Source organism: Pandoraea eparura (assembly GCF_902459725.1).
GTDB lineage: Bacteria > Pseudomonadota > Gammaproteobacteria > Burkholderiales > Burkholderiaceae > Pandoraea > Pandoraea eparura.
Genome location: NZ_CABPSH010000002.1, coordinates 211,126 through 235,276 on the forward strand (window position 1 = coordinate 211,126; position 24,151 = coordinate 235,276).

The 24,151-nt window shown below is 62.0% G+C and carries 21 protein-coding genes and 1 pseudogene; 11 read left to right on the forward strand and 11 right to left on the reverse strand.

Going from position 1 to position 24,151, the window contains the following annotated elements; translation table 11 throughout:
- Nucleotides 1-166 precede the first annotated feature (166 nt).
- Together PEP31012_RS05060 and PEP31012_RS05065 are read left to right on the forward strand one after the other, a co-directional pair.
- Nucleotides 167-625, forward strand: coding sequence for a (2Fe-2S)-binding protein (locus tag PEP31012_RS05060; protein ID WP_150588261.1), 459 nt, complete (start codon nt 167-169; stop codon nt 623-625).
- Nucleotides 626-642: 17 nt separating this feature from the next.
- Entirely contained in the window at nt 643-2,865 is a 2,223-nt protein-coding gene (locus PEP31012_RS05065) for a xanthine dehydrogenase family protein molybdopterin-binding subunit (RefSeq protein ID WP_246171151.1), read from the forward strand.
- 227 nt (nt 2,866-3,092) lie between these two features.
- On the opposite strand, the gene PEP31012_RS05070 is transcribed toward PEP31012_RS05065, so the two are convergent.
- Nucleotides 3,093-3,692, reverse strand: a complete 600-nt coding sequence (locus tag PEP31012_RS05070) for a YqaA family protein (protein ID WP_150588262.1) — start codon at nt 3,690-3,692, stop codon at nt 3,093-3,095.
- A 142-nt stretch (nt 3,693-3,834) separates the two neighbouring features.
- Between PEP31012_RS05070 and PEP31012_RS05075 the strand changes: the two genes are divergently transcribed.
- The 4 genes from PEP31012_RS05075 to queF all read left to right on the forward strand — a co-directional run bounded on the left by PEP31012_RS05075 (nt 3,835) and on the right by queF (nt 7,910).
- On the forward strand, nt 3,835-4,455 hold the full coding sequence (locus tag PEP31012_RS05075; RefSeq protein ID WP_150588263.1) for a nucleotidyltransferase family protein: 621 nt from the start codon (nt 3,835-3,837) through the stop codon (nt 4,453-4,455).
- 121 nt (nt 4,456-4,576) lie between these two features.
- Nucleotides 4,577-6,106, forward strand: a complete 1,530-nt coding sequence (ilvA, locus tag PEP31012_RS05080) for a threonine ammonia-lyase, biosynthetic (protein WP_150588264.1) — start codon at nt 4,577-4,579, stop codon at nt 6,104-6,106.
- Nucleotides 6,107-6,163: 57 nt separating this feature from the next.
- Nucleotides 6,164-7,096 carry a 5'-nucleotidase gene (locus PEP31012_RS05085; RefSeq protein ID WP_150588265.1) on the forward strand — a complete coding sequence of 311 codons (933 nt, stop codon included), beginning with the start codon at nt 6,164-6,166 and terminating at the stop codon, nt 7,094-7,096.
- A complete protein-coding gene (queF, locus tag PEP31012_RS05090) occupies nt 7,083-7,910 on the forward strand; it encodes an NADPH-dependent 7-cyano-7-deazaguanine reductase QueF (RefSeq protein ID WP_150588266.1) in 828 nt (275 codons plus the stop codon). Before PEP31012_RS05085 ends, queF begins: the two co-directional genes overlap by 14 nt.
- 65 nt (nt 7,911-7,975) lie before the next feature.
- On the opposite strand, the gene PEP31012_RS05095 is transcribed toward queF, so the two are convergent.
- The 5 genes from PEP31012_RS05095 to PEP31012_RS05115 form a co-directional block, all read right to left on the reverse strand.
- Nucleotides 7,976-8,497 carry a hypothetical protein gene (locus tag PEP31012_RS05095; protein ID WP_150588267.1) on the reverse strand — a complete coding sequence of 174 codons (522 nt, stop codon included), beginning with the start codon at nt 8,495-8,497 and terminating at the stop codon, nt 7,976-7,978.
- Nucleotides 8,498-9,102: 605 nt separating this feature from the next.
- Nucleotides 9,103-9,798, reverse strand: a complete 696-nt coding sequence (locus tag PEP31012_RS05100) for a pyridoxamine 5'-phosphate oxidase family protein (RefSeq protein WP_150588268.1) — start codon at nt 9,796-9,798, stop codon at nt 9,103-9,105.
- A 965-nt stretch (nt 9,799-10,763) separates the two neighbouring features.
- Nucleotides 10,764-11,150, reverse strand: a complete 387-nt coding sequence (locus PEP31012_RS05105; protein WP_150588797.1) for a RidA family protein — start codon at nt 11,148-11,150, stop codon at nt 10,764-10,766.
- Nucleotides 11,151-11,195: 45 nt separating this feature from the next.
- Entirely contained in the window at nt 11,196-12,686 is a 1,491-nt protein-coding gene (locus tag PEP31012_RS05110; protein WP_150588269.1) for an N-acyl-D-amino-acid deacylase family protein, read from the reverse strand.
- 1 nt (nt 12,687) lies between these two features.
- A complete protein-coding gene (locus PEP31012_RS05115; protein ID WP_150588270.1) occupies nt 12,688-13,569 on the reverse strand; it encodes a MurR/RpiR family transcriptional regulator in 882 nt (293 codons plus the stop codon).
- A gap of 164 nt (nt 13,570-13,733) precedes the next feature.
- On the opposite strand from PEP31012_RS05115, the gene PEP31012_RS05120 reads away from it, so the two are divergent.
- Complete coding sequence (locus tag PEP31012_RS05120; protein ID WP_150588271.1) at nt 13,734-15,005, forward strand: amino acid deaminase; 1,272 nt, start codon at nt 13,734-13,736, stop codon at nt 15,003-15,005.
- Between the two features lie 133 nt (nt 15,006-15,138).
- Here PEP31012_RS05120 and PEP31012_RS05125 read toward each other — a convergent pair whose 3' ends face one another.
- The 3 genes and pseudogenes from PEP31012_RS05125 to PEP31012_RS05135 form a co-directional block, all read right to left on the reverse strand.
- Nucleotides 15,139-15,687 carry a MarR family winged helix-turn-helix transcriptional regulator gene (locus PEP31012_RS05125; protein WP_150588272.1) on the reverse strand — a complete coding sequence of 183 codons (549 nt, stop codon included), beginning with the start codon at nt 15,685-15,687 and terminating at the stop codon, nt 15,139-15,141.
- A gap of 4 nt (nt 15,688-15,691) precedes the next feature.
- Nucleotides 15,692-17,287, reverse strand: coding sequence for an MDR family MFS transporter (locus PEP31012_RS05130; protein ID WP_150588273.1), 1,596 nt, complete (start codon nt 17,285-17,287; stop codon nt 15,692-15,694).
- A gap of 159 nt (nt 17,288-17,446) precedes the next feature.
- A pseudogene (locus tag PEP31012_RS05135) lies at nt 17,447-17,859 on the reverse strand (YdeI/OmpD-associated family protein); the annotation flags it as partial.
- Nucleotides 17,860-18,142: 283 nt separating this feature from the next.
- On the opposite strand from PEP31012_RS05135, the gene PEP31012_RS05140 reads away from it, so the two are divergent.
- The 3 genes from PEP31012_RS05140 (at nt 18,143) to PEP31012_RS05150 (ending at nt 21,284) form a co-directional block, all read left to right on the forward strand.
- Complete coding sequence (locus PEP31012_RS05140; RefSeq protein WP_150588274.1) at nt 18,143-18,949, forward strand: hypothetical protein; 807 nt, start codon at nt 18,143-18,145, stop codon at nt 18,947-18,949.
- Nucleotides 18,950-19,047: 98 nt separating this feature from the next.
- Nucleotides 19,048-20,193 (forward strand): hypothetical protein, encoded by a 1,146-nt coding sequence (locus tag PEP31012_RS05145; RefSeq protein ID WP_150588275.1) that lies wholly within the window; start codon nt 19,048-19,050, stop codon nt 20,191-20,193.
- Nucleotides 20,194-20,411: 218 nt separating this feature from the next.
- A complete protein-coding gene (locus tag PEP31012_RS05150) occupies nt 20,412-21,284 on the forward strand; it encodes a COG3904 family protein (protein WP_150588276.1) in 873 nt (290 codons plus the stop codon).
- Between the two features lie 202 nt (nt 21,285-21,486).
- Here the strand turns inward: PEP31012_RS05150 and PEP31012_RS05155 are convergent, their stop codons facing one another.
- Nucleotides 21,487-21,909 (reverse strand): Rrf2 family transcriptional regulator, encoded by a 423-nt coding sequence (locus tag PEP31012_RS05155; RefSeq protein WP_150588277.1) that lies wholly within the window; start codon nt 21,907-21,909, stop codon nt 21,487-21,489.
- A 75-nt stretch (nt 21,910-21,984) separates the two neighbouring features.
- On the opposite strand from PEP31012_RS05155, the gene PEP31012_RS05160 reads away from it, so the two are divergent.
- The gene (locus PEP31012_RS05160) at nt 21,985-22,959 is read left to right on the forward strand and encodes an alpha/beta fold hydrolase (protein WP_150588278.1); all 975 of its coding nucleotides are present in this window, start codon (nt 21,985-21,987) and stop codon (nt 22,957-22,959) included.
- Nucleotides 22,960-23,152: 193 nt separating this feature from the next.
- Here the strand turns inward: PEP31012_RS05160 and argC are convergent, their stop codons facing one another.
- Nucleotides 23,153-24,082 (reverse strand): N-acetyl-gamma-glutamyl-phosphate reductase, encoded by a 930-nt coding sequence (argC, locus tag PEP31012_RS05165; RefSeq protein WP_150588279.1) that lies wholly within the window; start codon nt 24,080-24,082, stop codon nt 23,153-23,155.
- Nucleotides 24,083-24,151 lie beyond the last annotated feature (69 nt).

Genomic DNA, 24,151 nt, shown 5'->3' on the forward strand with positions numbered 1-24,151 from the left:
CACGACCGCGCCGCCTTTGCATTCCTGCCCTGTCGCCGCCCGTTCTGTCCAGCGCTATATCCGAATGGATACAACGGCTTATGGCGCGCACCTGCGCTGAAATTTGCACCGAATGGGAGTATGGTTTGCCGATCCCCGCTTCCTCCACCCGTCAAGAGGTGTCTCTATGGTCTCGTTTCAACTGAACGGCCGTACCGTGCAGGTCGATGTCGACCCTGCCACTCCCCTGCTCTGGACCCTGCGCGACGCGCTCAACATGACCGGCACCAAGTTCGGCTGCGGCATGGCGCTGTGCGGCGCCTGCACTGTGCATCTCGACGGCGCGCCCATACGAAGCTGCGTCACCCCGGTCTCCGCCGTCGCGGGCAAGACAATCACCACCATTGAAAACGTCGGGGCGGACGCCGTCGGGCGTGCCGTGCAAAACGCCTGGGTCAAGCACGACGTGCCCCAGTGCGGCTACTGCCAGAGTGGCCAGATCATGTCCGCCACGGCCTTGCTGCGCGAGAACAAACAGCCCAACGACGAACAGATCGACGCCGCCATGGCCGGCAACATCTGCCGTTGCGGCACCTACGCCCGCATTCGTGCGGCCATCAAAGACGCCGCCGCGTCGCTGGCCTGAGGCGAGGAGACACCCCCATGCGTGAACTTCGCTTTTCCTCGCGCCCTGGCGTTGCCGTGGGCGACTTCGCCGGCCTGACGCGCCGCGTGTTCCTCAAGACCTCCGCGCTGGCGGCGGGCGGCCTGATGCTCGAAATGTCGCTGCCCGGCGCCATGCGTGCCGCCAGCGCCCAGGGCGCGGCCGCCAAGCCCGTCGTGCCGTCGGCCTTCGTGCACATTGCGCCGGACGACACCGTCACCATCCAGGTCAACCGCCTCGATTTCGGACAAGGCGTACAGACCGCGCTACCCATGCTCGTCGCCGAAGAACTCGATTGCGACTGGGCCAAAGTGCGCAGCGAGCTGGCGCCGGCGGCCGACGTCTACAAAGATCCCCTGTTCGGCATCCAGATGACCGGCGGCTCGGGTTCCGTCGCGCATTCGTGGCTGCAATACCGGCGCATTGGCGCGTCGGCGCGGGCCATGCTCATCGCGGCCGCGGCGCAGCAGTGGAAAGTGCCGGCCGCGCAGTTGCGTACCGAGAACGGCGTCGTGCTCGGCCCGAACGGCCAGCGCGCCACCTACGGCAGTCTTGCCGCGCGCGCGCAGGCACAGCCGGTGCCGACGGATGTCGCGCTCAAGGCACCGTCGGCGTTCCGCCTGCTTGGCAAGCCGACAGGCCGGCTCGACGCGCGAGCCAAGTCCATGGGCGTGCCGATGTACGGCATGGACTTCAAGCTGCCGAACCTGAAAGTCGCCGTGGTGGCGCGAGCGCCTGTCTTCGGTGCCAAAGTAAAGCAGTTCGACGCCAAAGCCGCGCGGGCGGTCAAGGGCGTGCGCGATGTCCTTGAGATCCCGGACGACCGGGGCGGCACGGCCGTGGCCGTGGTCGCCGACGGCTACTGGCAGGCCAAGACCGGGCGCGACGCGCTCAAGGCCACGTGGGACACGACGGGCGTCGAGCATGTCGACACGACCGCGCAACTGGCCAGATACGTGGAAATGGCCAAGACGCCGGGCACGGTCGCCATCGAAGCGGACATCTCCAGGCTCAAAGGCGCGCCCAAGACCCTCGTCGCCGAATACCGATTCCCGTACCTGGCGCATGCCCCGATGGAGCCGCTCAACTGCACCGTGCAGTTATCCGACAAGGGGGCGCAGGTGTGGACCGGCACGCAGTTCCAGACCGTTGACCAGGCGGCCATTGCGCGCACGCTCGACCTCAAGCCCGAGCAGGTCAAACTGCACACGCTCATGGCGGGTGGCGGATTTGGCCGCCGCGCGGTCCCGACGTCCGACTATGGCGTCGAGGCGGCCCAGGTGGCGAAAGCGTGGCGGCGTGCGGGGCATCGTGAGCCGGTGAAAGTGATCTGGAGCCGGGAAGACGACATCCGTGGCGGCTACTACCGTCCGATGTACGTCCATCGTGCCGAGATCGGCCTGGATGCCAAGGGCAACGTGCTGGCGTGGGATCACACCATCGTGGGTCAGTCGATTTTGCAGGGCACGCCGTTCGAAAAGATGATGGTCAAGAACGGCATCGACGGCACCAGCGTCGAGGGCGTTGCGGGCACCCCATATGCGGTGCCGTTGCGGCTCACGTTGCACAGTCCGCAGGTCAACGTGCCGGTGTTGTGGTGGCGGTCCGTAGGCAACACGCATACCGCCTACGTCATGGAGACATTGATTGACGAATTGGCGAAGGAGGCGGGTCAGGACCCGGTGGCGTATCGCTATGGGTTGATGGGTGACAAGCATCCTCGGCACCGGGAGGCGTTGGCGTTGGCTGTCGAGCGTTCCGGCTATGGAAAGACGGCATTACCGGCGGGACGCGCGTGGGGTGTGGCGGTGCATGAGTCCTTCGATTCCGTGGTGGCGTACGTCGTCGTGGCCGAGATGCACAATGATTCGCCGCGATTGGTGAGTGTGACGGCGGGGGTGCATTGCAATTTCGCGGTCAACCCGTTGACGGTGGCGGCGCAGGTCGAGGGGGCGGCCTTGATGGGGTTGGGCATGACGATACCGGGTGCGGCCATCACGATGAAGGATGGGGAAGTTGAGCAGAGCAACTTCCATCAGTACATGGTGGCGCGAATGCCTGATATGCCGGCGATCGGTGTGCACATCGTGGCGTCGGGGGAGGCACCGACGGGCATGGGCGAGCCGGGTTTGCCGCCGTTGGCGCCGGCGTATGCGAATGCGGTATTCGCATTGACGGGGAAGCGAATGCGGACGTTGCCGTTCGACCTGACGAAGGCGTAACGGAAAAGGAGGCAAGGCGTAGCGCAAGCCCACGTCGGGCGGGGTGGGCCTGGGCAAGCGTGACGGCGGACCGGACCGGGGCCCCTTTCTGCAGCGAGTTGGGTTGATGTCTGAGAGGCGGAAAGGGGCTCCGGTCCGGCCTCTCGGGCATGAGAAGAAGGAAGCGCGGGGCATGACCACCGGCGTGTGTGTCGGCCCAGGCGTCAGCCCGGTCGTCAGCCCGGTCGTCAGCCAATGAGCAGGTGTTTAAAGGGCGCAAAGATGCCGTGCCAAAACGACTCGGGCACGCGCAGCATCAGAAACGTGACGGCGACATAGCGAAGCGTCTTGCCGACGGCGATATAGAAGAGGCATTCGCGCCAGGAGAGTCGCAGCCATCCGGCGAGGGTACAGAACGGGTCGCCGATCACGGGTAGCCAGGAGAGCAGGAGCAGGGGTGGGCCGAAGCGGCGCATCCAGCGGTGATAGCGCTCGTTCATCGGGGCTTGTCCGTTGGGGCGCTTCGTGCTGGCGGGCTCTGGCATCGGGCCGCCCGCGGGTGCGGCGGTACGGGCGTGCGCACGTCGGCGGGCTTTCAGGCGAACGAAGCCGCGGCGAGCGGCGAAGCCCATCCACCAGTCGAGCATGCCACCAGCGGTATTGCCTATGCTGGCCACAGCGATGGCGGTCCAGAGCATATGCGGATTGAGCGTCACGTAGCCGAACAGGGCGGGCTCCGAGCCCATGGGCAAAAGCGTGGCCGACAGAAACGACACCAGGAAAATGGCCGGCAGGCCGACGCCGGGCAGGGCCAGCACGCCGAGAAGCCAGGTGATGAACGACTCCATGCAACTCCGGGAAAAGACAAAAAGCGACCGAAAAAAGGGGGTGGCGCCACCGCCATGACCGACCGGACGGTCGGCGCATCCCGCGCGACAGTACACGCACGCGTTTGGCAGAAACAAAAAGTCTGGCGCATAATGCACGACCATGACCCGACCCTCGACGCCGCCCGTGGCCATTCTACTGGCAGGCGGACTCGGTACCCGCTTCGATGCGGCAGGGCGCAGGAACAAGCTGCTCGCGCCGCTGCCTGGCGATCCCCTGAACCGACCCGTTGCCCTCGCCAGCGCCCACGCGCTGCTGGCGGTGTTGCCGCGCGTCATCGCCGTGGTGCGTCCGGACTCAGCCGAGTTGGAGAGCGTGCTGTTGCAGGCCGGGTGTGAAGTCGTCATGAGCCACGCCACCCAACGCGGCATGGGGGCAACGCTGGCCGCCGGCATCCGGTCCGGCGTCGACGAAGCGCCGCCCCCGGGGCTCGAGCATCTCGACGGTTGGCTCGTCGCGCTGGCCGACATGCCCTACATTCATCCGAACACCATTCGCGCGATTTCCGGCGGACTCACGTCGCCCGAGGCCATCGTCGCCCCGAGTTACCAAGGACAACGCGGCCATCCTGTCGCGTTCGGTTCCGCCCTGACATCGCGCCTGAGCGCCCTCGATGGCGACATTGGCGCGCGCGACCTGTTGATTGGCGGGCACATTACGATCGTCGATGTCGACGACGCCGGAATCGTGCACGACATCGACACCCCAGACGACCTTCGCTAGGGCGCGCACTCTCCTTTCCCGTTTTTTCCCGAGAAACCAAGCGCGACCGCCCCGGCGGACGTGCTGGTCTATCATTGTCCTTTCGTTCCTCGATGTGCCTAACCTGAAGACGCCTTAAATCATGTCCGACGCAGCTCCCGATTATCTGAAGAAGATCCTGACCGCCAAAGTCTACGACGTCGCCAAAGAAAGCGAACTCGAACTGGCACGCACGCTCTCCATGCGGCTGCACAATCGAATTTATCTCAAGCGCGAAGACAACCAGACGGTGTTCTCCTTCAAGATTCGTGGCGCGTACAACAAGATGGCCAACCTGAGCGAAGCCGAGCGCGAGCGCGGTGTGCTCACGGCCTCGGCGGGCAATCATGCGCAAGGCGTGGCTTACTCCGCCGCCCGCCTGGGGTGCAAGGCAGTCATCGTCATGCCCGTCACCACGCCGCAGGTGAAAATCGACGCCGTGAAGACCCACGGCGGACGCGCCGTCGAAGTCGTGCTCGCGGGCGATTCATACAGCGATGCCTACGCCCACGCCATGACGCTGCAGGAAGAACGCGGCCTCACCTTCGTGCCCCCGTTCGACGACCCCGACGTCATTGCCGGCCAGGGCACCATCGCCATGGAAATCCTGCGCCAGCACCAGGGGCCGCTGCATGCCATCTTCGTGCCCATCGGCGGTGGCGGTCTGGCCGCCGGCGTTGCCGCCTACGTCAAGGCCGTGCGCCCCGAGATCAAAGTCATCGGTGTGCAATCGGTCGACTCCGACGCCATGGCCCAATCGATCCACGCCGGCGAACGCGTCCTGCTGAGCGACGTTGGCCTATTTGCCGACGGCACTGCCGTCAAATACGTCGGCGCCGAGACCTTCCGCCTGTGCGAAGCCCATCTCGACGAAGTCGTGCGCGTGGACACCGACCAGCTCTGTGCCGCCATCAAGGACGTCTTCCAGGACACCCGCAGCGTGCTCGAACCGTCGGGCGCCTTGTCCGTGGCTGGCGCCAAACTCTATACCGAGCGCGAAAAGCTCAAGGGCGAGACGCTCGTTGCGATCACCTCCGGCGCCAACATGAACTTCGACCGCCTGCGCTTCGTGGCCGAGCGCGCCGAAGTCGGTGAAGCCCGCGAAGCCGTGTTCGCCGTCACCATCCCCGAAGCGCGCGGCAGCTTCAAGCGCTTCACCGAAATGGTGGGCAGCCGCAACGTGACCGAGTTCAACTACCGTATCAGCGAAGCGTCGAGCGCCCACATCTTCGTGGGCATCCAGATGCACAACCGCGACGAAGGCGAGCGCATCAAGGCCGGCTTCGAGCGTCACGGATTCCCCACGCTCGACCTGTCCAACGACGAACTCTCCAAGCAGCATATCCGCTACATGGTCGGTGGCCGTTCGTCGCTCGCCAGCCATGAAGTGCTGTACCGCTTCCAGTTCCCGGAGCGTCCGGGCGCGCTGATGAAATTCCTCTCGGCGATGAGTCCGAACTGGAACATCAGCCTGTTCCACTACCGGAACCAGGGCGCCGATTACAGCAATATCCTCGTGGGGATCCAGGTGCCCGACAACGAGAAGGCCGCCTTCCGCGACTTCCTCGCCACGCTCGGCTATCCTTACTGGGACGAAACCGACAACCCGGTCTACAAGCTGTTCCTCGGGTAAGCCGGCATCCGGTAGACGCCGCCACTCACCGCCTCACGACAGGACTTCGCTGCCCTCATGCCGATCACGCTCGAGAACAAACTCGTTGTCGCGATATCCTCGCGCGCGCTGTTCGACTTCGAAGAAGAGAACCGCGTGTACGAGGCCGGCGTGGCGGGCGGCGACGACCGCTCGTACCGACAGTACCAGCTCGACCGCCTCGACGTGCCCGCGCGCGTCGGCGTCGCCTTCCCGCTCGTGCAGAAGCTCCTCGCCTTCAACCAGGGCAACGAGATCGACAGCCATCGCGTGGAAGTCGTCGTCCTCTCGCGCAACGACCCCGTGAGCGGCATGCGCGTGTTTCGTTCGGCGCGTCAGGTCGACCTCAAGATCGAGCGCGGCGTCTTCACACGCGGGCGCGACCCGTTCGGCTATCTCAATGCGCTGGGTGCGCACCTGTTCCTCTCCGCCAACGAGCGCGACGTGCGCAGTGCGCTGGTGGCGGGCTTTCCCTCGGCGCGGGTCTATCCCGACTCGGCAAAAAAAGCCGAGCTGCATCCCGACGAAATCCGCATCGCGTTTGACGGCGACGCCGTGCTCTTCTCCGACGAAGCCGAGCGGGTCTTCCAGCGCAACGGCCTCGACGCGTTTCAGCAGCACGAGACAGAACGGGCCGCGACCCCGTTGCCGCCGGGCCCGTTCAAGCCACTGCTGCAGGCACTGCATCGCCTGCAGGGCCTGGCGGGCCACGAAGTGCCGGTCAAGATCCGCACCGCGCTGGTCACGGCGCGTTCGGCCCCGGCGCACGAGCGGGCCATCCGGACGCTGATGGACTGGAAAATCGACATCGACGAGGCGATGTTCCTGGGTGGGCTCGACAAAGGCGCGTTCCTGCGCGAATTCGAGCCCGATTTCTTCTTTGACGATCAGACACGCCACTGCGAGTCCGCCGCGCGGGTGAGCCCGACCGGACACGTCATCAGTGGCATTGCCAATCATGACCACGCCTGACCAATCTCCGCTCGGCAAGGAAGTTGCCTACACCGAGCAATACGACCCTTCCCTGCTCTTCGCGATCGCCCGTGCCCCGGCGCGCGCGGCCATCGGCGTGCCCGACGTCCTGCCGTTCTTCGGCGCGGACATCTGGAACGGCTACGAACTTTCGTGGCTCAATGACAAGGGCAAGCCGCAGATTGCGCTGCTCACCGCCATGGTGCCGGCCGACTCGCCGAACATTATCGAATCGAAGTCGTTCAAGCTGTATCTCGGCTCATTCGCCCAGACCAAGCTGGCGAATGCCGATGCCGCACGGTCGCTGATTCAGCAGGATTTGTCCGAAGCCGCGGGCGCGCCGGTGCAGGTGCGTCTCGTCGAGCCGGGTGGCTTCGCCAGGCTCGAACTCGACGAACTCGACGGCCTGCTCGTCGACCGGCTCGATATCGACACGGATATTTATTCGCCGGATGCCACCCTGCTCAAGGCCGCGCAAGGTGAAGCGCCCGTGGACGAAACCCTTGTCTCGAACCTGCTCAAGTCCAACTGCCCGGTGACGGGGCAACCCGACTGGGGCAGCCTGCAGATTCGTTACGTCGGTCCGCCCATCGACCAGGAAGGGCTGCTGAAGTACGTGATTTCGTATCGGCGCCACACTGGCTTTCATGAGCAATGCGTGGAGGGTATCTTCATGGACATCCTGCGCCAGTGCCAACCGACCCAGTTGGCCGTCTATGCGCGCTACACGCGCCGTGGCGGACTCGATATCAACCCGTTCCGCACCAACTTCACGTTGCCGATGCCGGACAACGCCCGTACGGCTCGCCAATAAGTCGGAAGCAAAAAAAGCGACGGGTTGATGAGACCCGTCGCCAATCCACGCACATCAAAAAGGGCTCAGCGCATGAAGCTGACCCGGGCCATCATTCGGCGGGCCGCGTTTCCCACGTTGGCATACTTGGGCTGGCCGGCACAGCGTTGCAGCGTTTCTTTCATGGCGCGATAGGCCGCGTCGAACTGACGCAACTCGATCAGGCACTCGCCGACCCGATACATCGGGCCGGGCGACGCCTCGTCCATTAACGCCGCCGCCATGAACAGCGACAGCGCCGCCTTGGGTTCACCGAGCCGTTGCACCGAGAGCGCCAGCGCCACCGCGTAGTCGGCTTCGAGCGGACACGCCGACAACAGCGGCGCAAAGCACTCGATCGCCTGCGCGTAGTCGCCACGCTCGTAAGCCCCATAGCCGCAGCGATATGCGGCATCGCACTGGATCGGGTCCCACGCGCCGGGAGTCGGCATGCCCATCGCCGCCTGCTGCTTTTGCGCGTCGCGCACCACCGCCAGCGCCTCGTCGATCTCCTTGGCGATATGCTGCGACGATGGTCGATTGTCCTGGGGAATCTCGAACGTGCTCACGCGCGGCGTCCTCCGATGGTCGACTCGAATCGCGCCGGCTCGCTAAGCTCCATATCTTCCCGTTCGGCACGTCGCTTCGCCGCGGCATAGCACACCTGACTGAGGCCATACGTCACCAGCATGCCCCCCAGGGCGCCCACGCTCCCACCGAAGCCATTTCCCAGCCATCCGACCCCGGACTCCCGGGAGGCGCTGCCGACCGGCTTATTGGCCTCGACGCAGACGTAGACGGCGGTCGCGATTCCTGCCAATCCGAAGACAAGCGTTACCAACCCCAGGAGCCCACTGGTACATCCCGCGGTGTTCACATGGCTCGCGCTTTGAGACCGTGAACGGACGTCATCTGGCGTTGGCGGAAAATCTATCGCGGCTTGCAGCACATCGAGCGCATCGACGTCCGTCCGAGGTGCTTGCATCGTCGGCGCGCTTCCGGAAATTGATCCTAATGTCACAGTCCACCTCCTTTTGAGTTAGGAGATTGAAGACTGCGCGCACTTGACGCCGCCCGCCATCGAAGTCAAACCGTAAACTTTGTGAAACGGGTACCGAAGTGTCCGTCAATGCATGGCCCGCATGCCGCGGCCCTTATGGATTGCGCCAAGCGTTTATCGCGCCCCATCAACCCGCCCGGAAAACTCTGGCTTTCCGACGAACTCGGCCAGATAGTCCGGCAACGTCTGCGGCGAAAATCGAGGATCTGGCACGGGCGATCGAAAGACTGTCGAGCATGGGAGGGTTCCGGTCCAAACCGGCGTTTCCGGCATATAACCCTCGTGATCCGAAAACTCGTTGCGAACCTTCGCAGCCACCTGATCGAGCGACAGCCGAAATACGGCCGTTGAATCAATTTCGTCGTCGCGAACGTCACGCAGCGTTTCCCATCGCCCAGGTAACGTATGACGAAAGAATTCGCGCATAGCGCCCCGCTTGCTTTCACGGCCATTTATGACCTCCGGTCTCCCATGCAGAATGACTGACCTGAAGTTCACCGAGTGATTCATGGGGCTATGACCAAGGACGAGTCCATCCATTAAGGTGACTGATAATGCAACGTCGCCTGATCTACAAGCATTCGCGAACCGCCCGTGTGCAGCGGAATGAAAATAGACGTGCTCCCCATTTCGCCAATAGGTCATGGGAATGATTTGAGGTAGGTCTGCTTCGATAAACGAAATGTGGCACACATAGCCCGAATCGAGGATTGCGTGAATAACTTCCGGTGCATATGATGCCCTGCACGCAACTCGCTTCACGCGATGCGCCTCGGTGGTTGGATAGAGTTTCTGGATGTTTGTACTCATTAATGGTCGCGATGAACGGTTAAACTGCGCGGCAAGTACGTATCTGCCAAAGATCAGTGATTTCTTCGGACGCTCCTTTTTATATTCCCGTCACCATCAAATTTGTGGCTGACAAAATCCAGTACGCCAAACCCTTCCAGCGCCACGGTTAACGCGCACCTCAACCAATCAGCGTCGAGAAGAAGACATGCCCCACAAAATTCTCATCGACGAAAGAAATTCATTCATTATATTTCGTTAGTTATACAAAATAATAATTACGAAATCCTTACGATTTTTGCAGAGAACAATGCGTCTCACGACAAGGTCAATCGTCGACGGGAATCGAGCAGATTCGAAGCCACGCATTGTGCAAGAAAGTGGCTGGCGTCGTATATGGGATGGCTCTTAATCCGATCAACATACCGAGAACCAACATCGGGGTACGTCCTCGGGGATTGGCATCCTGTTCGGCCGACATCTCGTGTCAGCCCGGGAAGATGGCGGCAATCGGAATCGCGGACATGGCGTCACGTTCAATCCAAAGTTACACGTGGAGTCAAGAGACCTTTCCGGCACAACCAGCCATGTCTGCGACGTCGGAGACTACGTCAAGTCACGCACGAAAAGATCGCGAGGCCGGTAGAGTCGAATTGCTGTGGGTACGTCAGTGCAGGGAGGGTTCGGGCACATGGAGTCGTATGGAGTCGCGCTTCGATGCGAGAACCGAAGCGGGTTATGCAAAATTTTCGCCCGATGAAGCACTCGCTCAGAAGCGGTTGCACACCGCAACTCACGCGGCGCCGTCAGCGTAACGCGTTTCACTCAGATGACGGCGGGACACTTGAACGTGGTCGGGCCGCGCCACGCTTGACCGCACCGCGACGCTCCGCCGCAACCCGGGAGATGCGGGCGAGGTATCTTGCAAGACGTAACCCCGGTCAGCGCCATCACGTCGCGTGATGCGCCGGCCGTCGCCCGCGCCTTCAGGCGGCAGGCTTCTTGTATGCCACGCAGTCCACTTCCACCTTGCAGTCGATCACCATGCTCGACACCACGCAGGCGCGCGCGGGCGGATGATCGCCGAAGTATTCCTTGAACACCTTGTTGAACGACGCAAAGTCACGCGGATCGTCGAGCCACACGCCAATGCGCATTACATGCTCGGTGCCGTAACCGGCCTCGGTGAGAATCGCCAGCATGTTCCGGATGGCCTGATGCGACTGGGCGACGATGCCCCCGTCGATCACCTCGCCGTCTTTCATCGGCGTCTGGCCCGAGACGAACAGAAAGCCGTCGGCTTCGGTCGCGCGTGCGAACGGCATGCGCTGCCCGCCAGTGCCCTGCCCGCCTTCCACGCCATATCGTTTGATACTCATCATTGTTCCTTTCGACTAAACGGTTTCACTCACACGAATTCATAGCACCGCCTGCGGCGTGCCGCGACGCACGAAGCGTCCGGCTCGTGCATTCTGCGTAGGTGCGCGATCCTGCCACGCCAGCACGCCGTTGACCCACACCGCTGCAATACCGTACGCAGGCTGCATGGGATCGGTGAAGGTCGCGGCATCCGCCACGGTGGCCGGATCGAACAGCACCAGGTCGGCCCAATAGCCTTCGCGCACCAGTCCCCTGTCCGTCAGACCGAAGCGCTCAGCGGAGAGCCCCGTCATCTTGTGGACGGCCTCGGCCAGCGGGAACAGTTGCTGCTCGCGGCTGTAGCGACCGAGCACGCGCGGGAATGCCCCCCACAGGCGCGGATGCGGCAACGGATCGTTCGGCAGCCCGTCCGAGCCCACCACGGTCGTCGGATGCCGCAGAATGCGTCGCACATCGTCCTCTTCCATGCAGTGATACACCGCGCCCGCCGGTTGCAGACGCTTCGCGGCTTCCATCAGATCGACGTCCCACTCGGCCGCGATCGTCGCGAGCAGCTTGCCGCCCTGCTCCGGGTGGGATTGCGACCACGTCACCAGAATGTCGAAGTCGTCCGTCACTTGCTTGAGGTCAAGCGTCGACGAACTCGCCGTGTACGGATAGCAGTCGCAGCCGACCGGCTGAAAGCGCTGCGCTTGATCGAGCGCGTCGAGAATCTCCTTGCTGCGTCCCCAGTTGTCGACGCCCGCGCACTTCAGGTGCGAGACGACGACCGGCACGCGGGCATGACGACCGATGCGGAAGGCTTCATCAAGCGCTTCGAGAATCTCGGCGAACTCCGTGCGCAGGTGCGTCGCATAGAGACCGCCCGCGGCGGCCAGCGGTTCGGCGAGCGCGACCACTTCCTCGGTCGGTGCAGCGTTTGCATTCGCATAGGCCAACCCCGTCGACAACCCCAATGCGCCGTGCTCGAGCGCTTCGCGCAGTTGCGCGCGCATGCCTTCGATTTCGGTCTCGGTCGCGGGCCGGTCGAGGCGATCCATATGGTTGCTGCGCAGCGCCGTGTGGCCGATGAGCGCCGCCACGTTGATCGCGGGCTGTGCGGCGTCGAGCGCGGCGACATAAGCGGCGAAGGTCGGATATTGGAACGCGTCGGCGTCGCCCAGCAGGTTCATCGGATCGGGCGGATCGCCCTTGAGCGTAACCGGCGCCGCGCTGATACCGCAGTTGCCGACGACGACCGTCGTCACGCCCTGCGAGAGCTTCGGCGTCATGTCCGGCGTGCGCACGACATTCGTGTCGTCGTGCGTATGCACGTCGATGAATCCCGGGCTCAACACCTGGCCGTCGCCGCGAATCTGTTGCGCGGCGTGCCAGCCGGCAAGCGCACCGGCGGGGGCAATCGTGTGAATGCGTCCGTCGCGCAGCGCGATGTCGAAGCGCGCGTCGGTCATGGGCGCGCCGGAGCCGTCCGCCAGACGCACGTTGGTGATGAGGGTGTCGACCGTTCGGTTCGCGAGGCAGTCAGTCATGTCAGTCTCCGAGGGGCTGGCGATCGCCGCCGCCCCGATGCGTATCGAGCACGTACTTGATCCGCCGCAACAGCGCCTGGCTCTGCGGCTTGGCGAGCAACGCCAGTTCCGTGGCCAGCACGTCCATCGCCAGCAGCATCGCGTAGCGCGACGACGACGGTTTGAAAATGAAGTCCGTTTCCAGCGCACGGATCGGCAGCACCTCGTCGGCCAGCGCCGCGAGCGGCGAGCCGGTCGCCGTGACCGCCACCACCTGCGCGCCGTACTCGCGGGCGATCTCGCAGGCCGAGACCAGCTCCGGCGTGTGGCCGCTCACCGAAAAGGCGAGTACCACGTCTTCGCGCCCGAGCGTGCTGGCGACCATGCGGGCGAGCACGGCGTCCTGATAGCTCGCGACTGGGCGTCCCAGCCGGACGAGCCGGTAACGCGCTTCGTCGGCCATCATCGACGAGCCGCCCCCCATCCCGAAGGCGTACACCATGCGCGCCGACAGCAGCCGCGCCGCTGCACGTCGCGCGGTGTCCGGCTTGATCAGGCTGCGATGCAGTTGCAACGTGCTCTGGATATCGTCGGCAATGCGGTCGATGGTTTCCGTCGAGCCATCCGGCCCGCTCGTCGCGTTCGTGCCGAAGAAGCGCTGACCGACGACGGCGGCTTGTGCCAGACGCAGCTTGAGATCGCGCACGTCGCGACAACCCATCGCCTTCGCGAAACGCGTCACACTCGCCTCGCTCACGCCCGCGCGCTCGGCCAGCACATTGATCGACACCGCTGCCGCACCCGCGACATCGTCCAGCACCACCTGCGCGACCTTGCGCTCCGCCTGGCTCAGTGCGTCGCTGCGCTCGGCAACGCGCGTCACGATATCGAAGGTTTCGGGCATCTCGCGAGTCCATGCGGCCCCGCGACGGCTGCGCCGGGGTGCCTTGCTGATAGGTTTGGTGATTTTTTGGTACTTTATAACAAAATTGTCAAACACAGGAAATTAAAAGCTATTATAGGAGGCATCCAGCGGCCTACCCCGCATCTTCACGGAGAGAATTCTCGATGAATGATACAAACTATCAGCATGGCATGATCGATACCCTCAACAAGGGTCTTGGGGCGATGGAAGCGCCTCTCGCTCCGTCCGCGACGGCCGGATTGGGATGGAACCTGCTGGACGAAGATCTGAGCCTGCCTACAGCAGTGCTCTACGAGGAAAAGATCCGTCACAACCTTGCGTGGATGCAGCGCTTCGTGCATGAGTACGGCGTGAAACTCGCCCCGCACGGCAAGACGACCATGGCGCCGAAGCTGTTCCGTCGTCAGCTCGACGGTGGCGCGTGGGGCATCACGCTCGCGACGGCGCAGCAGACGCACGCCGCCTATCACCACGGTGTGCGACGCGTGCTCATGGCGAACCAGCTCGTCGGCAAGCGCAACATGGCGCTGATCGCCGATTTGCTGAAAGATTCCGATTTCGAATTCTTCTGTCTGGTGGACTCCGCCGCTGCGGTGGCGCATCTGGGCAAGTTCTTCCGTGCGCGCGGCCAGTCGATCCAGGTGCTCATCGAACTCGGCGTGACGGGGGGCCGTACCGGGGTGCGCGACGCTGCACAGCAGCAGGCTGTGCTCGACGCTCTGACGCATTACCACGACGCCGTCAAGCTCGCGGGCGTGGAAGTCTATGAGGGGGTGCTGAGCACCGAAGCGGACATTCGTGCGTTCCTGCAACGCGCGGTGAGCATCACGCGCGAGCTGGTGGCGGCGGGTCGCATCGAGCGCACCCCGGCGGTACTCTCGGGCGCCGGTTCGGCGTGGTACGACGTCGTCGCCGACGAGTTCGCGCACAAGGACGTGGGCGCGCCGCTGGACGTCGTGTTGCGCCCGGGCTGCTACCTCACACACGACGTCGGCATCTACAAGGCCGCGCAGGCGCAGATCGCCACGCGCAACCCGATTGCGAAGCAGATGCGCTCGCAACTTCAACCGGCGCTGCAACTCTGGGCGTATGTGCAATCGATTCCCGAACCGGAGCGCGCGATCATCGCGCTAGGCAAGCGCGATGCGGCATTCGACGCCGGCATGCCGGAACCGGCGCTGCAGTTCCGTCCGGGTGAGAGCAAGACACCGACGGCGACGCCAGCGCATTGGGAAGTCACGGGCATGATGGATCAGCACGCGTACCTGCGTATCGCCTCGGGCGACGATATCCGCGTGGGCGACATGATCGCGTTCGACATTTCGCATCCGTGCCTCACGTTCGACAAATGGCGTCATTTGCCGGTGGTGGACAGCGATTACAACGTCGTCGACATCGTGCAGACGTTCTTCTGATCGCGGACCGATAGCGCGAAGCGTTGCGCTTCAGGCGCGCTTCATTGCGCCGCAAGGCAGAAGCCGCCCGATGGGCGGCTTCTTTGCATTCCGGGTGTTCTGGATGTTCCGGATAGCCGTTGCAACGACGGGCTTACGCCTGACTTCGCGACACGCGTTTGCGGGCTGCGGCTGTGGGGGCCGGCGGCGTCTCGACAGGCACGGGGCGGGCCGCTTCCGCACTCGCCTTCACGTCCGAATCGGTCGCTTTCGCCCGGGACGCCACCGACTTGAACTGCGCTTCCAGATGGCCGAGTGCGCTCTCCAGCGTGGCGATCTCGGCGGGTGTCATGCCTTCGAGCGCGTCGTCGAAGAAGGCCTGGCGGCGGGGCGTCGCCTCGTCGTACACGGCCATGCCGGCGGCGGTAAGCGTGACGTTCGTGAGACGGTTGTCGTGCGGATCGGTCGCGCGCGAGATCCAGCCGAGCGCTTCCATCGATTTCAACTGACGCGTGAGCGACGCCGGATCGAGACGGCAATGTTCCGCGAGAAACTTCTGAGAACAGGTGCCCCGCTCGGCCAGCGCGAGAATGATTCGCCAGCGCGGCAGCGGGTGTCCGACCTTGGCGTCGAAGGCAAGCATCATCGCCCGATAGGTCTGGCCGAGTTGCTGGATAACGTTGCGTCTTTGTGGCGTGGGCATCGCGTCACTCCCCGACAGGCGGCCGCGGCTTTGCACCGCGCGTCAGCCGAATGAGCGGCACGCGCTTGACGAACCACAGACCGGCGAGCGCGGCCGCGAGCGACATCATCTGCCCGTTGTGGATAGCGGCGACGAGCGACGTGCGGGCCGATTCGATGAAGAGCGCGCCGTTCTGCCCCATGTGCGCGAGCGTCGTGAGGAAGTCGCCTTGCGCTTGTGCATTGACGAGGATCTGCGGATCGGCGAGTTGCGGGGCCCATTGCGTGCCGCCATTGGCGGCGAGGGCATCCGTCACGCGACCGGTGTAGCTGTGGTTCACGAGCGTACCGACGATGGCCGTGCCGAGCATGCCGCCGATCATGCGCAGCGATTGCATGAGCGCGGTGGCGATGCCCAGGTGCGCAGGCCCCGCGACTTCCTGGGCGAAGACGGTGAGGTTCGGCATGACAAAGCCGAGGCCCAGTCCGGCGAGCAGCATATAGGAAGCGATCAAGCCGTGCGGTGTGCCTCGATGGGTGGTGATCACACCGGCGCACGCGAGCGCGAGTAGCAAGAAGCCGCCGTAGAGCATCACGTTCGGGTTCGGCAGGCGGGTGATGAGCCGGCCGTTCACGATGCTGCCCACGGTGATGCACACGACCATCGGCGTGATCAGCAGGCCGGTTTCACGCGGCGAGAGGCCGAAGCCGCCCTGGAGCAGCAGCGGCGCATAGAAAAGCACGCCGAACATGGTGAAGCCGGCGAAGGCTGACAGCACGAAGAGCGGCGCGAGTTTCCTGTCGCGGAACATTTCGAAGGGCACGATCGGATGCGACGTGCGCCGCTCCCACCAGTAGAGCGCATACGAGGAGATCGCCAACACGACGAGCAGCGTGAGCACGCCGCGCGAGAGGCCATCGGCGGGCAGCCATTCGACAAGCATTTGCAGGCTGCCGAGCGTGGCGGTGATCAAGACGGCGCCGAGCCAGTCGAGGCTCGCCTTGCCGTGCCCGCCGGCGCGCATGTGCGGCAGGTGACGGCCGACAAACCACAGTCCGAGCAGCCCCACCGGCAAGTTGACGTAGAAAACCGAGCGCCAGCCGTAGGCTTCGGTGAGGAAGCCGCCGAGCGAGGGCCCGATCGCGTTAGCGATGCCGAAGGCGGAGCTGAGCATGACCTGCCAGCGCAGGCGCACATGGGGATCGGGAAACAGTTCGGGGATGCAGGCGAACGCGGTGCCGACGAGCATGCCGCCGCCGATGCCTTGCAGAGCGCGCGCGATAACGAGGAACAACATGCTGTTCGAGGCGCCGCACAGGACCGACGCGGCAGTGAAGATGATGATGGCCGCGACGACGAAGGGTTTGCGTCCGTAAAAATCGCCGAGTCGTCCGAAGATCGGTACGGTGATGACGGAAGTCAGGAGATACGAGGTCGCGACCCAGGCGTAGTACTCGAAGCCCTTGAGTTCAGAGACGATGGTCGGCAGCGCGGTACCGACCACGGTCTGGTCGAGCGCCACCATCATCGTGCAGAAACACAGGCCGAGCATCGCCACGATCGATTGCCGGAACGGCAATACCTGCCCCGCCGAATGCGGGGTATTGGGACTGGGAGCCATTTTTTTGACGGATCAATGTTTGATCAGTCAAGAATTTTAGCACGCTGGAGGGAGTGAGGGGTTTGCCATGGATGAGGTGGCCGCTCCGGGCAACGGCACAACGGTGAGAGCCGTTCGATAACGCCTATGACTGGACCGACGCCTGGGCGACTCCAACCAGTATTGTTCGACGCTCGCCAGCGCCGCAAAGAACTCGCAGGTCTTGGGATTGGCATCCAGTGCGACCTGCAGGTCGTCCGGCACGACCGAGTTACTGGGCGAGGTATAGGCTGCCTCCCAGCGGCCGTCCGCTTTGGCTTTCTCGATTTCCCGCGTGCCAGAAGGCAGCATTCTGCCTGCGGCGATCAGCGTTTCGGCCCGATCTTTGTTGAGCCGGGACCAGATACTTTTTGCGGAGCGCCGCATGAAGCGTTGCAACCAGTATTCATCACACTCAGACTTTTTTTGACCGTCGATCCAGCCATGACAAAGGGCACTTTCCAGCGCCTGCTCGTACGTCAATGTCAGCTGCCCTGAGTCAACCAATTTTCCCATTCGGGCTGGTCAAGGAATGTGAAACGAGGTTCAGTCATGGAGAGAGCCGAATGATTGCTTTCACGCAGCGATGATCCATGATTCGCCGAAGCCTCGCAGACTACCGATTTTTGCGGATTTAGGAATATCCGATTTAGCGACAATCCAGCGTGGCCTTGCCCGAGGAAAAATCGAGGTCTTCCTGACTTAACCTCCCGTTGATCGGGCGTCTCGCCAACGTCGGCCGTTGCCATCGGGCAGGTATCGGCCAGAACCAGACGCTCGGCGTTTAAAAATACGACCCGCACGAGCGAGACCGCCTCACACACAACATAGATCCCAATGAACAAGCGCACTCACACAAAAATCGGGCTCGCCGTCGCAGTTTTCGTCATGGCCTCTCTCGGGGCATGTTCGCGTGGAAATGGCAATCAAGAGGTCGCGACCAGCACCACGAACACAAGTGCGCAGTCCGACGAGGACCGAGCACTTACCCAAGGAAAGAAAATCGGCCACGTCCTGCCATTCAAGATTTGTAGGCTGGCCGTCAATGATCAGTTCACCAACGGGTACACGCTTGAACAGGCTGAAATTCGCGTATCAGCATCCGCAAAACCCGAAGATTGGTTCGCCACTGCGGCGGCCGCCGCTGGATACTTGGCAGATGCTGGGGTAGCCGAAGCCGTCGAACTTGATGTTACGCGCGACGACTTGCCTACCGAGGGCGTGGCCGGTGAGTATGCGTGGCTCGCCCAAATCAATATTGGCCGTGATGCCAAGCAATCAACCGGACAAAAACTCCCATACGATTGGAGCTCGTTCAACCCAATTTTCATGAGCGCGGAGCGTGCAGCCCCGTGGGAAAGCATCGCTATCCACGATGCATTTGATGCCTTGCCGGAACGCCTTCAAGATCAGGATAAGGCAAGCGAGGCAGCCGTACGGATTAAGAAGCAGATGGGGCTGAATTACTTGCCGGATCTTTCACTCACAGGGCCAGTTTTCAGCGGCAATGCTTTGGAGAACCGAAAGCTCAATGACTACCATATTGAGACTGGGGCTGATGCCGTGAGCCAGCTTGATCACCTGAAGGAATTGGCGCAAGGAAAACCGGTTCACGACCTGGAATGCCCTGACTGGCACATTTGACGCGCATAACCGAAAGACCGCTTCGGGGTTGTGGATTCAACCGGTCAATGGCGCGCGTCCATTGATCCCACATCTTGCAATGGCGCTAAAATGGCGTGATGAAAAACGCAAATAGCAATCGAGACGACTTTTCTCGCCCCGTGATACGGGCGTTAGCCGCTCGGGCAGGCTGGCAATGCTGCTTTGATGGCTGTTCGAAGCTCACTGTCGGTCCGAGCGAAGAGGGGCCCGATAAAATAACCACTATCGGTATTGCCGCCCATATTTGTGCAGCGTCGCCGAATTTTCGTCGCTACGATCCAAATGCTACCCACGACCAACGTTCAGACATCTCGAATGGGATATGGCTTTGTTCAGACCACGCGACGCTAATTGATCGAGACGACGTTACGTATTCGGAAACCTCGCTTCGCGCCATGAAGCGCCGGCATGAGGAAGCCTGTGCTCGCGCCGTGCGCGTTGGTTCGAGCTCCGCACCTGTCTCCGGTCTGGTTGCGCTCGGCCCGGCCATTATCGTCACCGCCACTATCGCTGGGATTGAATCCGATGCGTGGACTTTCAAGCTAAGCCATTTCCTTGCTGGTGACCCGCACGAGATCGCCACATTCATCGGAAGCTTCTCGAGTGTGCAGCCCTATGACAAATACGTGCTGTGCAACGAACTGGGAGATGGTCGCGCTGTAACTGGAGCCCCCAGCCTGAAAAAGGACGATGACGGATACGTATTGCGTTGCCCCGTATCACCGATTTTCCCTCGCACCGACGTTAGGAGAATCGGTAGCGGCTTGGCGACGAATGACGAATCAAACGATCTGTTCCTTGATGCCAAAGGCGACATCGCGTGCGTATCAGGTTCCGAATATTTTCCTCAGCGCGTCAAAGAAGTCCTGTCGATGCAGCGAGGGGAGTCGCCCTTTCATCGTGGCTTCGGCATGCGATTCTTTGAGTATTTTCAGAGTTATTCTGGCTCACCTTGGCTCGATCTTCTTTTTAAGCTGGATGTCATCCGGCAAGCGTCCATCCCTTACGAGGATACCGTGACGGGTCGACACTACACGCCGCTGCAGTGTGTGACGCGTGTTCACACAGTCGAACTACTATCAGACCAACCTTCTGCAAACAGACTTCCTGTTCGACTAAGACTTGATGTCAATGGACTGGGCACTTGGGAACGGGAACTCCGTATTTACATGCCAACTGCAGAGCAGATGGCCGAAATCGCTAATCGCCCTCGCTTTGACTGATCAGCATTGACCGACGACTCACACGGTCGAGACATCAACGTCCGCCAAGTCGTGCCGGTACGAAGTTTATAGGGCTGACCGTAGTCGTCCGCGAACGTCCGCTTATTGCCAGCGAAGCAACGCTCGCATGTGGCCGCTTCGGGTCGGAAACGGACGTCCGTGATCGGCCGCAATCGGCCAACTTGAGACGCTCGACACATCCAGCTAGATCGTTGACAATGACTAAAGCTCATGCAATCGGAGGGCTGGCTACGCAGTGCCGAGAGAATAATCAATTCACTCGCATCGGGAAAATCTTGCGGACACATAGCATTTACAAAATCCTGCTCTTTTTGGTAATTGCGGCAAGCCCTGTTGTCAAAGAGGCAGGCGCGGCTGAGGTTTGGGTTGAGAAGGGCGACGTAGTTAGAGTCCACTTCAGCGGGGGTATAACCAAAAAAGATGCTGACGATTTAACCCGCGTACTCGCGTTTCTGCGGAACGAGTCTGCCGGCAAGGATTTCATAAAAGACAGCCCAGTAAATAAGTTTCTTGTCATCAACTCTCCCGGCGGCGAGGTTGACGCTGCCATGCGCATCGGAACGCTCGTGCGCAGCTACAGAATGGCGGTCGCGGTACCAGCGAAGGCCAAGTGTATGAGCTCCTGCGTCTATATCGTTGCTGGCGGGCTGGTGCGCTGGTTATATGGTGATGTGGGAATCCACCGGCCGTACTTCGCGACAGCCCCGTCTGAGAGCTTCGACGCTGCCATGAAAAAGGTGGTGGCCGAGTCGAAAACCTATTTTTCGCGCATGAACGTTTCCGAGCAGCTTGCGGACGCCATGTTCTCGACTCCTCCCGATGACGTCCACGTTCTGAGCGATCGGGAGCTGAAAAACTACTGGCTCGGTCGCGAAGACATGGCCTACGCTGAGGATGTCGAGATAGCGAACGCTACAAGGTTGAAGCTTTCTAGGCAGGAATACATGCGGCGCCAGAAGCTGGCGACGGCGGAGTCAAATAGCAAGTGCACCTACGACGACGAGATGATGTCGTGCATGGTCAACGTCTACGGAAAGTACGGGTTAATAGAAGCCAAAACGGCGAAGTGAGACGTACCACTTATGCACCGCATGAACCCGCGGGCGTGGACATACGATCGTTGGTGACGATCAAATGAATGACTGCTTTGCGGAAATGCGATTGTCGGCTCCGGGTCGAAAACTGCCCCTCGCGCGTGACCGTTTTCAGCCAGAAACGGCCGTACGCGGCCGACAGACAGACGACTGCCACCGCGCCAAAAGTGGACGCTCCTCAGGGCTTCGGCACCTTCACGTACCGCGCCATGACGGAAAGACGCATTTGCGCGAAACGTCGGAGCAATTCCTCCTCTGCCGAATTCAGCGCGTCGTCGAGGAACCGATTGACGGTTGACTCCACCGGGCAGGCCGGATTGTCATCTGCCGTACCGATCGCGAATGCGCTCTTAGATGCGATTGCAGCATATATGTCGCGCACAGTGAGATCGCTGAGTTCACGACGGAGAGCCCAGCCTCCCCCCGGCCCAACGATCGACTCTACATAACCCGCCGCACGCAGCGCAGCCATAGTGCGTCGAACCAGCGACGGCTGAGTGTGCAGCATTTGCGCGATCGTCTCGGAGGTGGTTGTGCCGCCGCGCAGGTCCATGTGTATGAGTACGTGAAGAAGCCGGGCCAACCGTGTGTCTCGTTGCATGTTGCTTGAGCAAGTTATTCGTGACATTTGATGTTACGATTTCGCGTGACTTAACGCAACCATCGGAGCGCGATCGTGTACGCATTTACTCAGTCCTTCATCGAAACCAATGGCGTCCGCCTGAGCATCGCCGCCCAGGGAGCGGGGCCGCTAGTCCTGCTTCTTCATGGGTTTCCTGAGACGTCGTACGCTTGGCGACATCAATTGGTAGGCTTGTCGAATGCAGGATTTCGCGCAGTCGCACCGGATCTGCGGGGCTTCGGACTCAGCGATCGTCCAATTGAACCAGAGCGATATACGACGCTCAACATCATCGGCGACCTCGTTGGGATCATGGACGCGCTCGGAGAGACAAATGCTGTCGTGGTGGGAAATGACTGGGGCGCAACCATTGCGTGGCAGGCCGCGCAGTTGCGCCCCGACCGCTTTCGCGCTGTCGTGGCGCTCGGGGTTCCCATGATGGACCGAGCCCCGATCTCGCCGAGCCGGATATTTCCGCAAACTGAACAAGCCTGGTTTTACACGAATTACTTTTCTCAACCTGGGCAAGCCGAGAGCGAACTCGAGCTCGACGTCGCGGCTACACTGCGTAAGCTATATTTCTGGGCGTCAGGGGACGCCGGCCCGCGCGACCAGAAAACACCCAATCCTTTTGGACTCGTTGCGAGGCAGGCGGGACTCCTCGGCGCTCTGCCCGAACCTGCGTCGCCACCCACATGGCTCGATAAGGCCGACTTCGACGCTTTTGTGCGGGCATACAAGGCGTCGGGGTTTCGCGGTGGGCTGAACTATTACCGCAATCTCGACCGTAACTGGGAATTGCAGGCAGCCTTCAACGGCCTTCCGGTCCAAACTCCCGCCCTTTACCTAGTCGGGGAATACGACACCGGGCTGGCGATTCCGGGTATGCGCGAAATCATCGGCGACATGCGCAAGCTCGTGCCGAACCTGCGAGACTCTCAAATCATTCAGCGAGCGGGTCACTGGCTGCAACAAGAGGCCCCAGACCTCGTCAACGCCGCCGTGATCGAGTTTCTGCGCAACCTTTAGGAACCGCTGACCGCATGTAGATCTGTATCGGTCGTTCGCTCAAGGGTAAGCAATAGCCGTCGCGGGTCGGACACAGCCGACGGACCGATAACCCTTGCCGGCCGAAACGAATCGTTCGACGGCCACAAACAGATGCGGCAACCGTCGTTGGCACATCCGTTCGTCGCCGACCGTCATCACAAGCCCGCGACAACTACTGCGACGAAAGCATCAGGTCCAGGTTCTGAACCGCGGCGCCGGATGCGCCTTTGCCAAGATTGTCGAAAACGGCTGCTAACAAGACCTGCCCGTCGTCCGCGTTACGAAACACGCTTAATTGCATGTCGTTCGTACCATTCAGCATTTGTGGGTTCAAATGTTCCACGGCGTTCGAATCATGCAGCGGCAAGACCCGCACATGAACCGCCTCAGCATAGTGGCGAGCCAGGGCGGCGTGTAGCGCCACGCCGTCCACGCCGGGTGCCAGCAGCCGCACCGCCAGGGGCACCGTCAGCACGATGCCCTGACGGAACGCGCCGTATGCCGGGACGAAAATGGGACGCTGCGCGAGCCCAGCGTGCTGCTGGATCTCCGGGGCGTGCTTGTGCGCGAGTTTCAGGCCATAGATCTGGTACGAAGGCGCGTCAGCGGCCCCCGCGCCCTCATATTCCTCCACACCCGCCCGTCCGCGACCGGAGTAGCCGGATACTGCATGAATGCTGATCGGGTAATCGCGCGGGATGAGCCCGCCCTGCACCAACGGACTCAGCAACCCAAGCGCACCAGTCGGATAGCAACCGGGGTTGGTGACGCGACGTGCGTTGGCAATTCGCTCGGCCTGTCCCGGCGCCAGCTCCGGAAACCCGTAGACCCAGTCAGGCTGAGTACGGTGTGCGGAGCTGGCGTCAATGACCCGAACCGCAGGATTGACAATCGCGGCCACTGCTTCGCGTGCCGCGGCATCCGGCAAGCAGAGGATTGCGATGTCGCAGGCGTTGATGCATTCCGCGCGACGCCGCAAATCTTTGCGCTCCGCGGCATCAAGTGTCATCAGTCTGATGTCGGTCCGGCCGCGCAGCCGTTCCTGGATTAGCAACCCGGTGGTGCCTTGATCGCCGTCGATGAATACAACGGGAGAGCTCATGCGTGAAATACTCCGTCGACTGTGAATGGTAAGAAGCCATAAGCGGAAACGAGTCCCTATATTCCGTTG

Excerpts from the sequence above, each read along its gene's own strand:
- PEP31012_RS05060 (WP_150588261.1), top strand. The coding sequence starts at position 167 with ATGGTCTCGTTTCAACTGAACGGCCGTACCGTGCAGGTCGATGTCGAC.
- PEP31012_RS05065 (WP_246171151.1), top strand. The coding sequence starts at position 643 with ATGCGTGAACTTCGCTTTTCCTCGCGCCCTGGCGTTGCCGTGGGCGAC.
- PEP31012_RS05070 (WP_150588262.1), bottom strand. The coding sequence starts at position 3,692 with ATGGAGTCGTTCATCACCTGGCTTCTCGGCGTGCTGGCCCTGCCCGGC.
- PEP31012_RS05075 (WP_150588263.1), top strand. The coding sequence starts at position 3,835 with ATGACCCGACCCTCGACGCCGCCCGTGGCCATTCTACTGGCAGGCGGA.
- ilvA (WP_150588264.1), top strand. The coding sequence starts at position 4,577 with ATGTCCGACGCAGCTCCCGATTATCTGAAGAAGATCCTGACCGCCAAA.
- PEP31012_RS05085 (WP_150588265.1), top strand. The coding sequence starts at position 6,164 with ATGCCGATCACGCTCGAGAACAAACTCGTTGTCGCGATATCCTCGCGC.
- queF (WP_150588266.1), top strand. The coding sequence starts at position 7,083 with ATGACCACGCCTGACCAATCTCCGCTCGGCAAGGAAGTTGCCTACACC.
- PEP31012_RS05100 (WP_150588268.1), bottom strand. The coding sequence starts at position 9,798 with ATGAGTACAAACATCCAGAAACTCTATCCAACCACCGAGGCGCATCGC.
- PEP31012_RS05110 (WP_150588269.1), bottom strand. The coding sequence starts at position 12,686 with ATGACTGACTGCCTCGCGAACCGAACGGTCGACACCCTCATCACCAAC.
- PEP31012_RS05115 (WP_150588270.1), bottom strand. The coding sequence starts at position 13,569 with ATGCCCGAAACCTTCGATATCGTGACGCGCGTTGCCGAGCGCAGCGAC.
- PEP31012_RS05120 (WP_150588271.1), top strand. The coding sequence starts at position 13,734 with ATGAATGATACAAACTATCAGCATGGCATGATCGATACCCTCAACAAG.
- PEP31012_RS05125 (WP_150588272.1), bottom strand. The coding sequence starts at position 15,687 with ATGCCCACGCCACAAAGACGCAACGTTATCCAGCAACTCGGCCAGACC.
- PEP31012_RS05130 (WP_150588273.1), bottom strand. The coding sequence starts at position 17,287 with ATGGCTCCCAGTCCCAATACCCCGCATTCGGCGGGGCAGGTATTGCCG.
- PEP31012_RS05140 (WP_150588274.1), top strand. The coding sequence starts at position 18,143 with ATGAACAAGCGCACTCACACAAAAATCGGGCTCGCCGTCGCAGTTTTC.
- PEP31012_RS05145 (WP_150588275.1), top strand. The coding sequence starts at position 19,048 with ATGAAAAACGCAAATAGCAATCGAGACGACTTTTCTCGCCCCGTGATA.
- PEP31012_RS05150 (WP_150588276.1), top strand. The coding sequence starts at position 20,412 with ATGACTAAAGCTCATGCAATCGGAGGGCTGGCTACGCAGTGCCGAGAG.
- PEP31012_RS05155 (WP_150588277.1), bottom strand. The coding sequence starts at position 21,909 with ATGCAACGAGACACACGGTTGGCCCGGCTTCTTCACGTACTCATACAC.
- argC (WP_150588279.1), bottom strand. The coding sequence starts at position 24,082 with ATGAGCTCTCCCGTTGTATTCATCGACGGCGATCAAGGCACCACCGGG.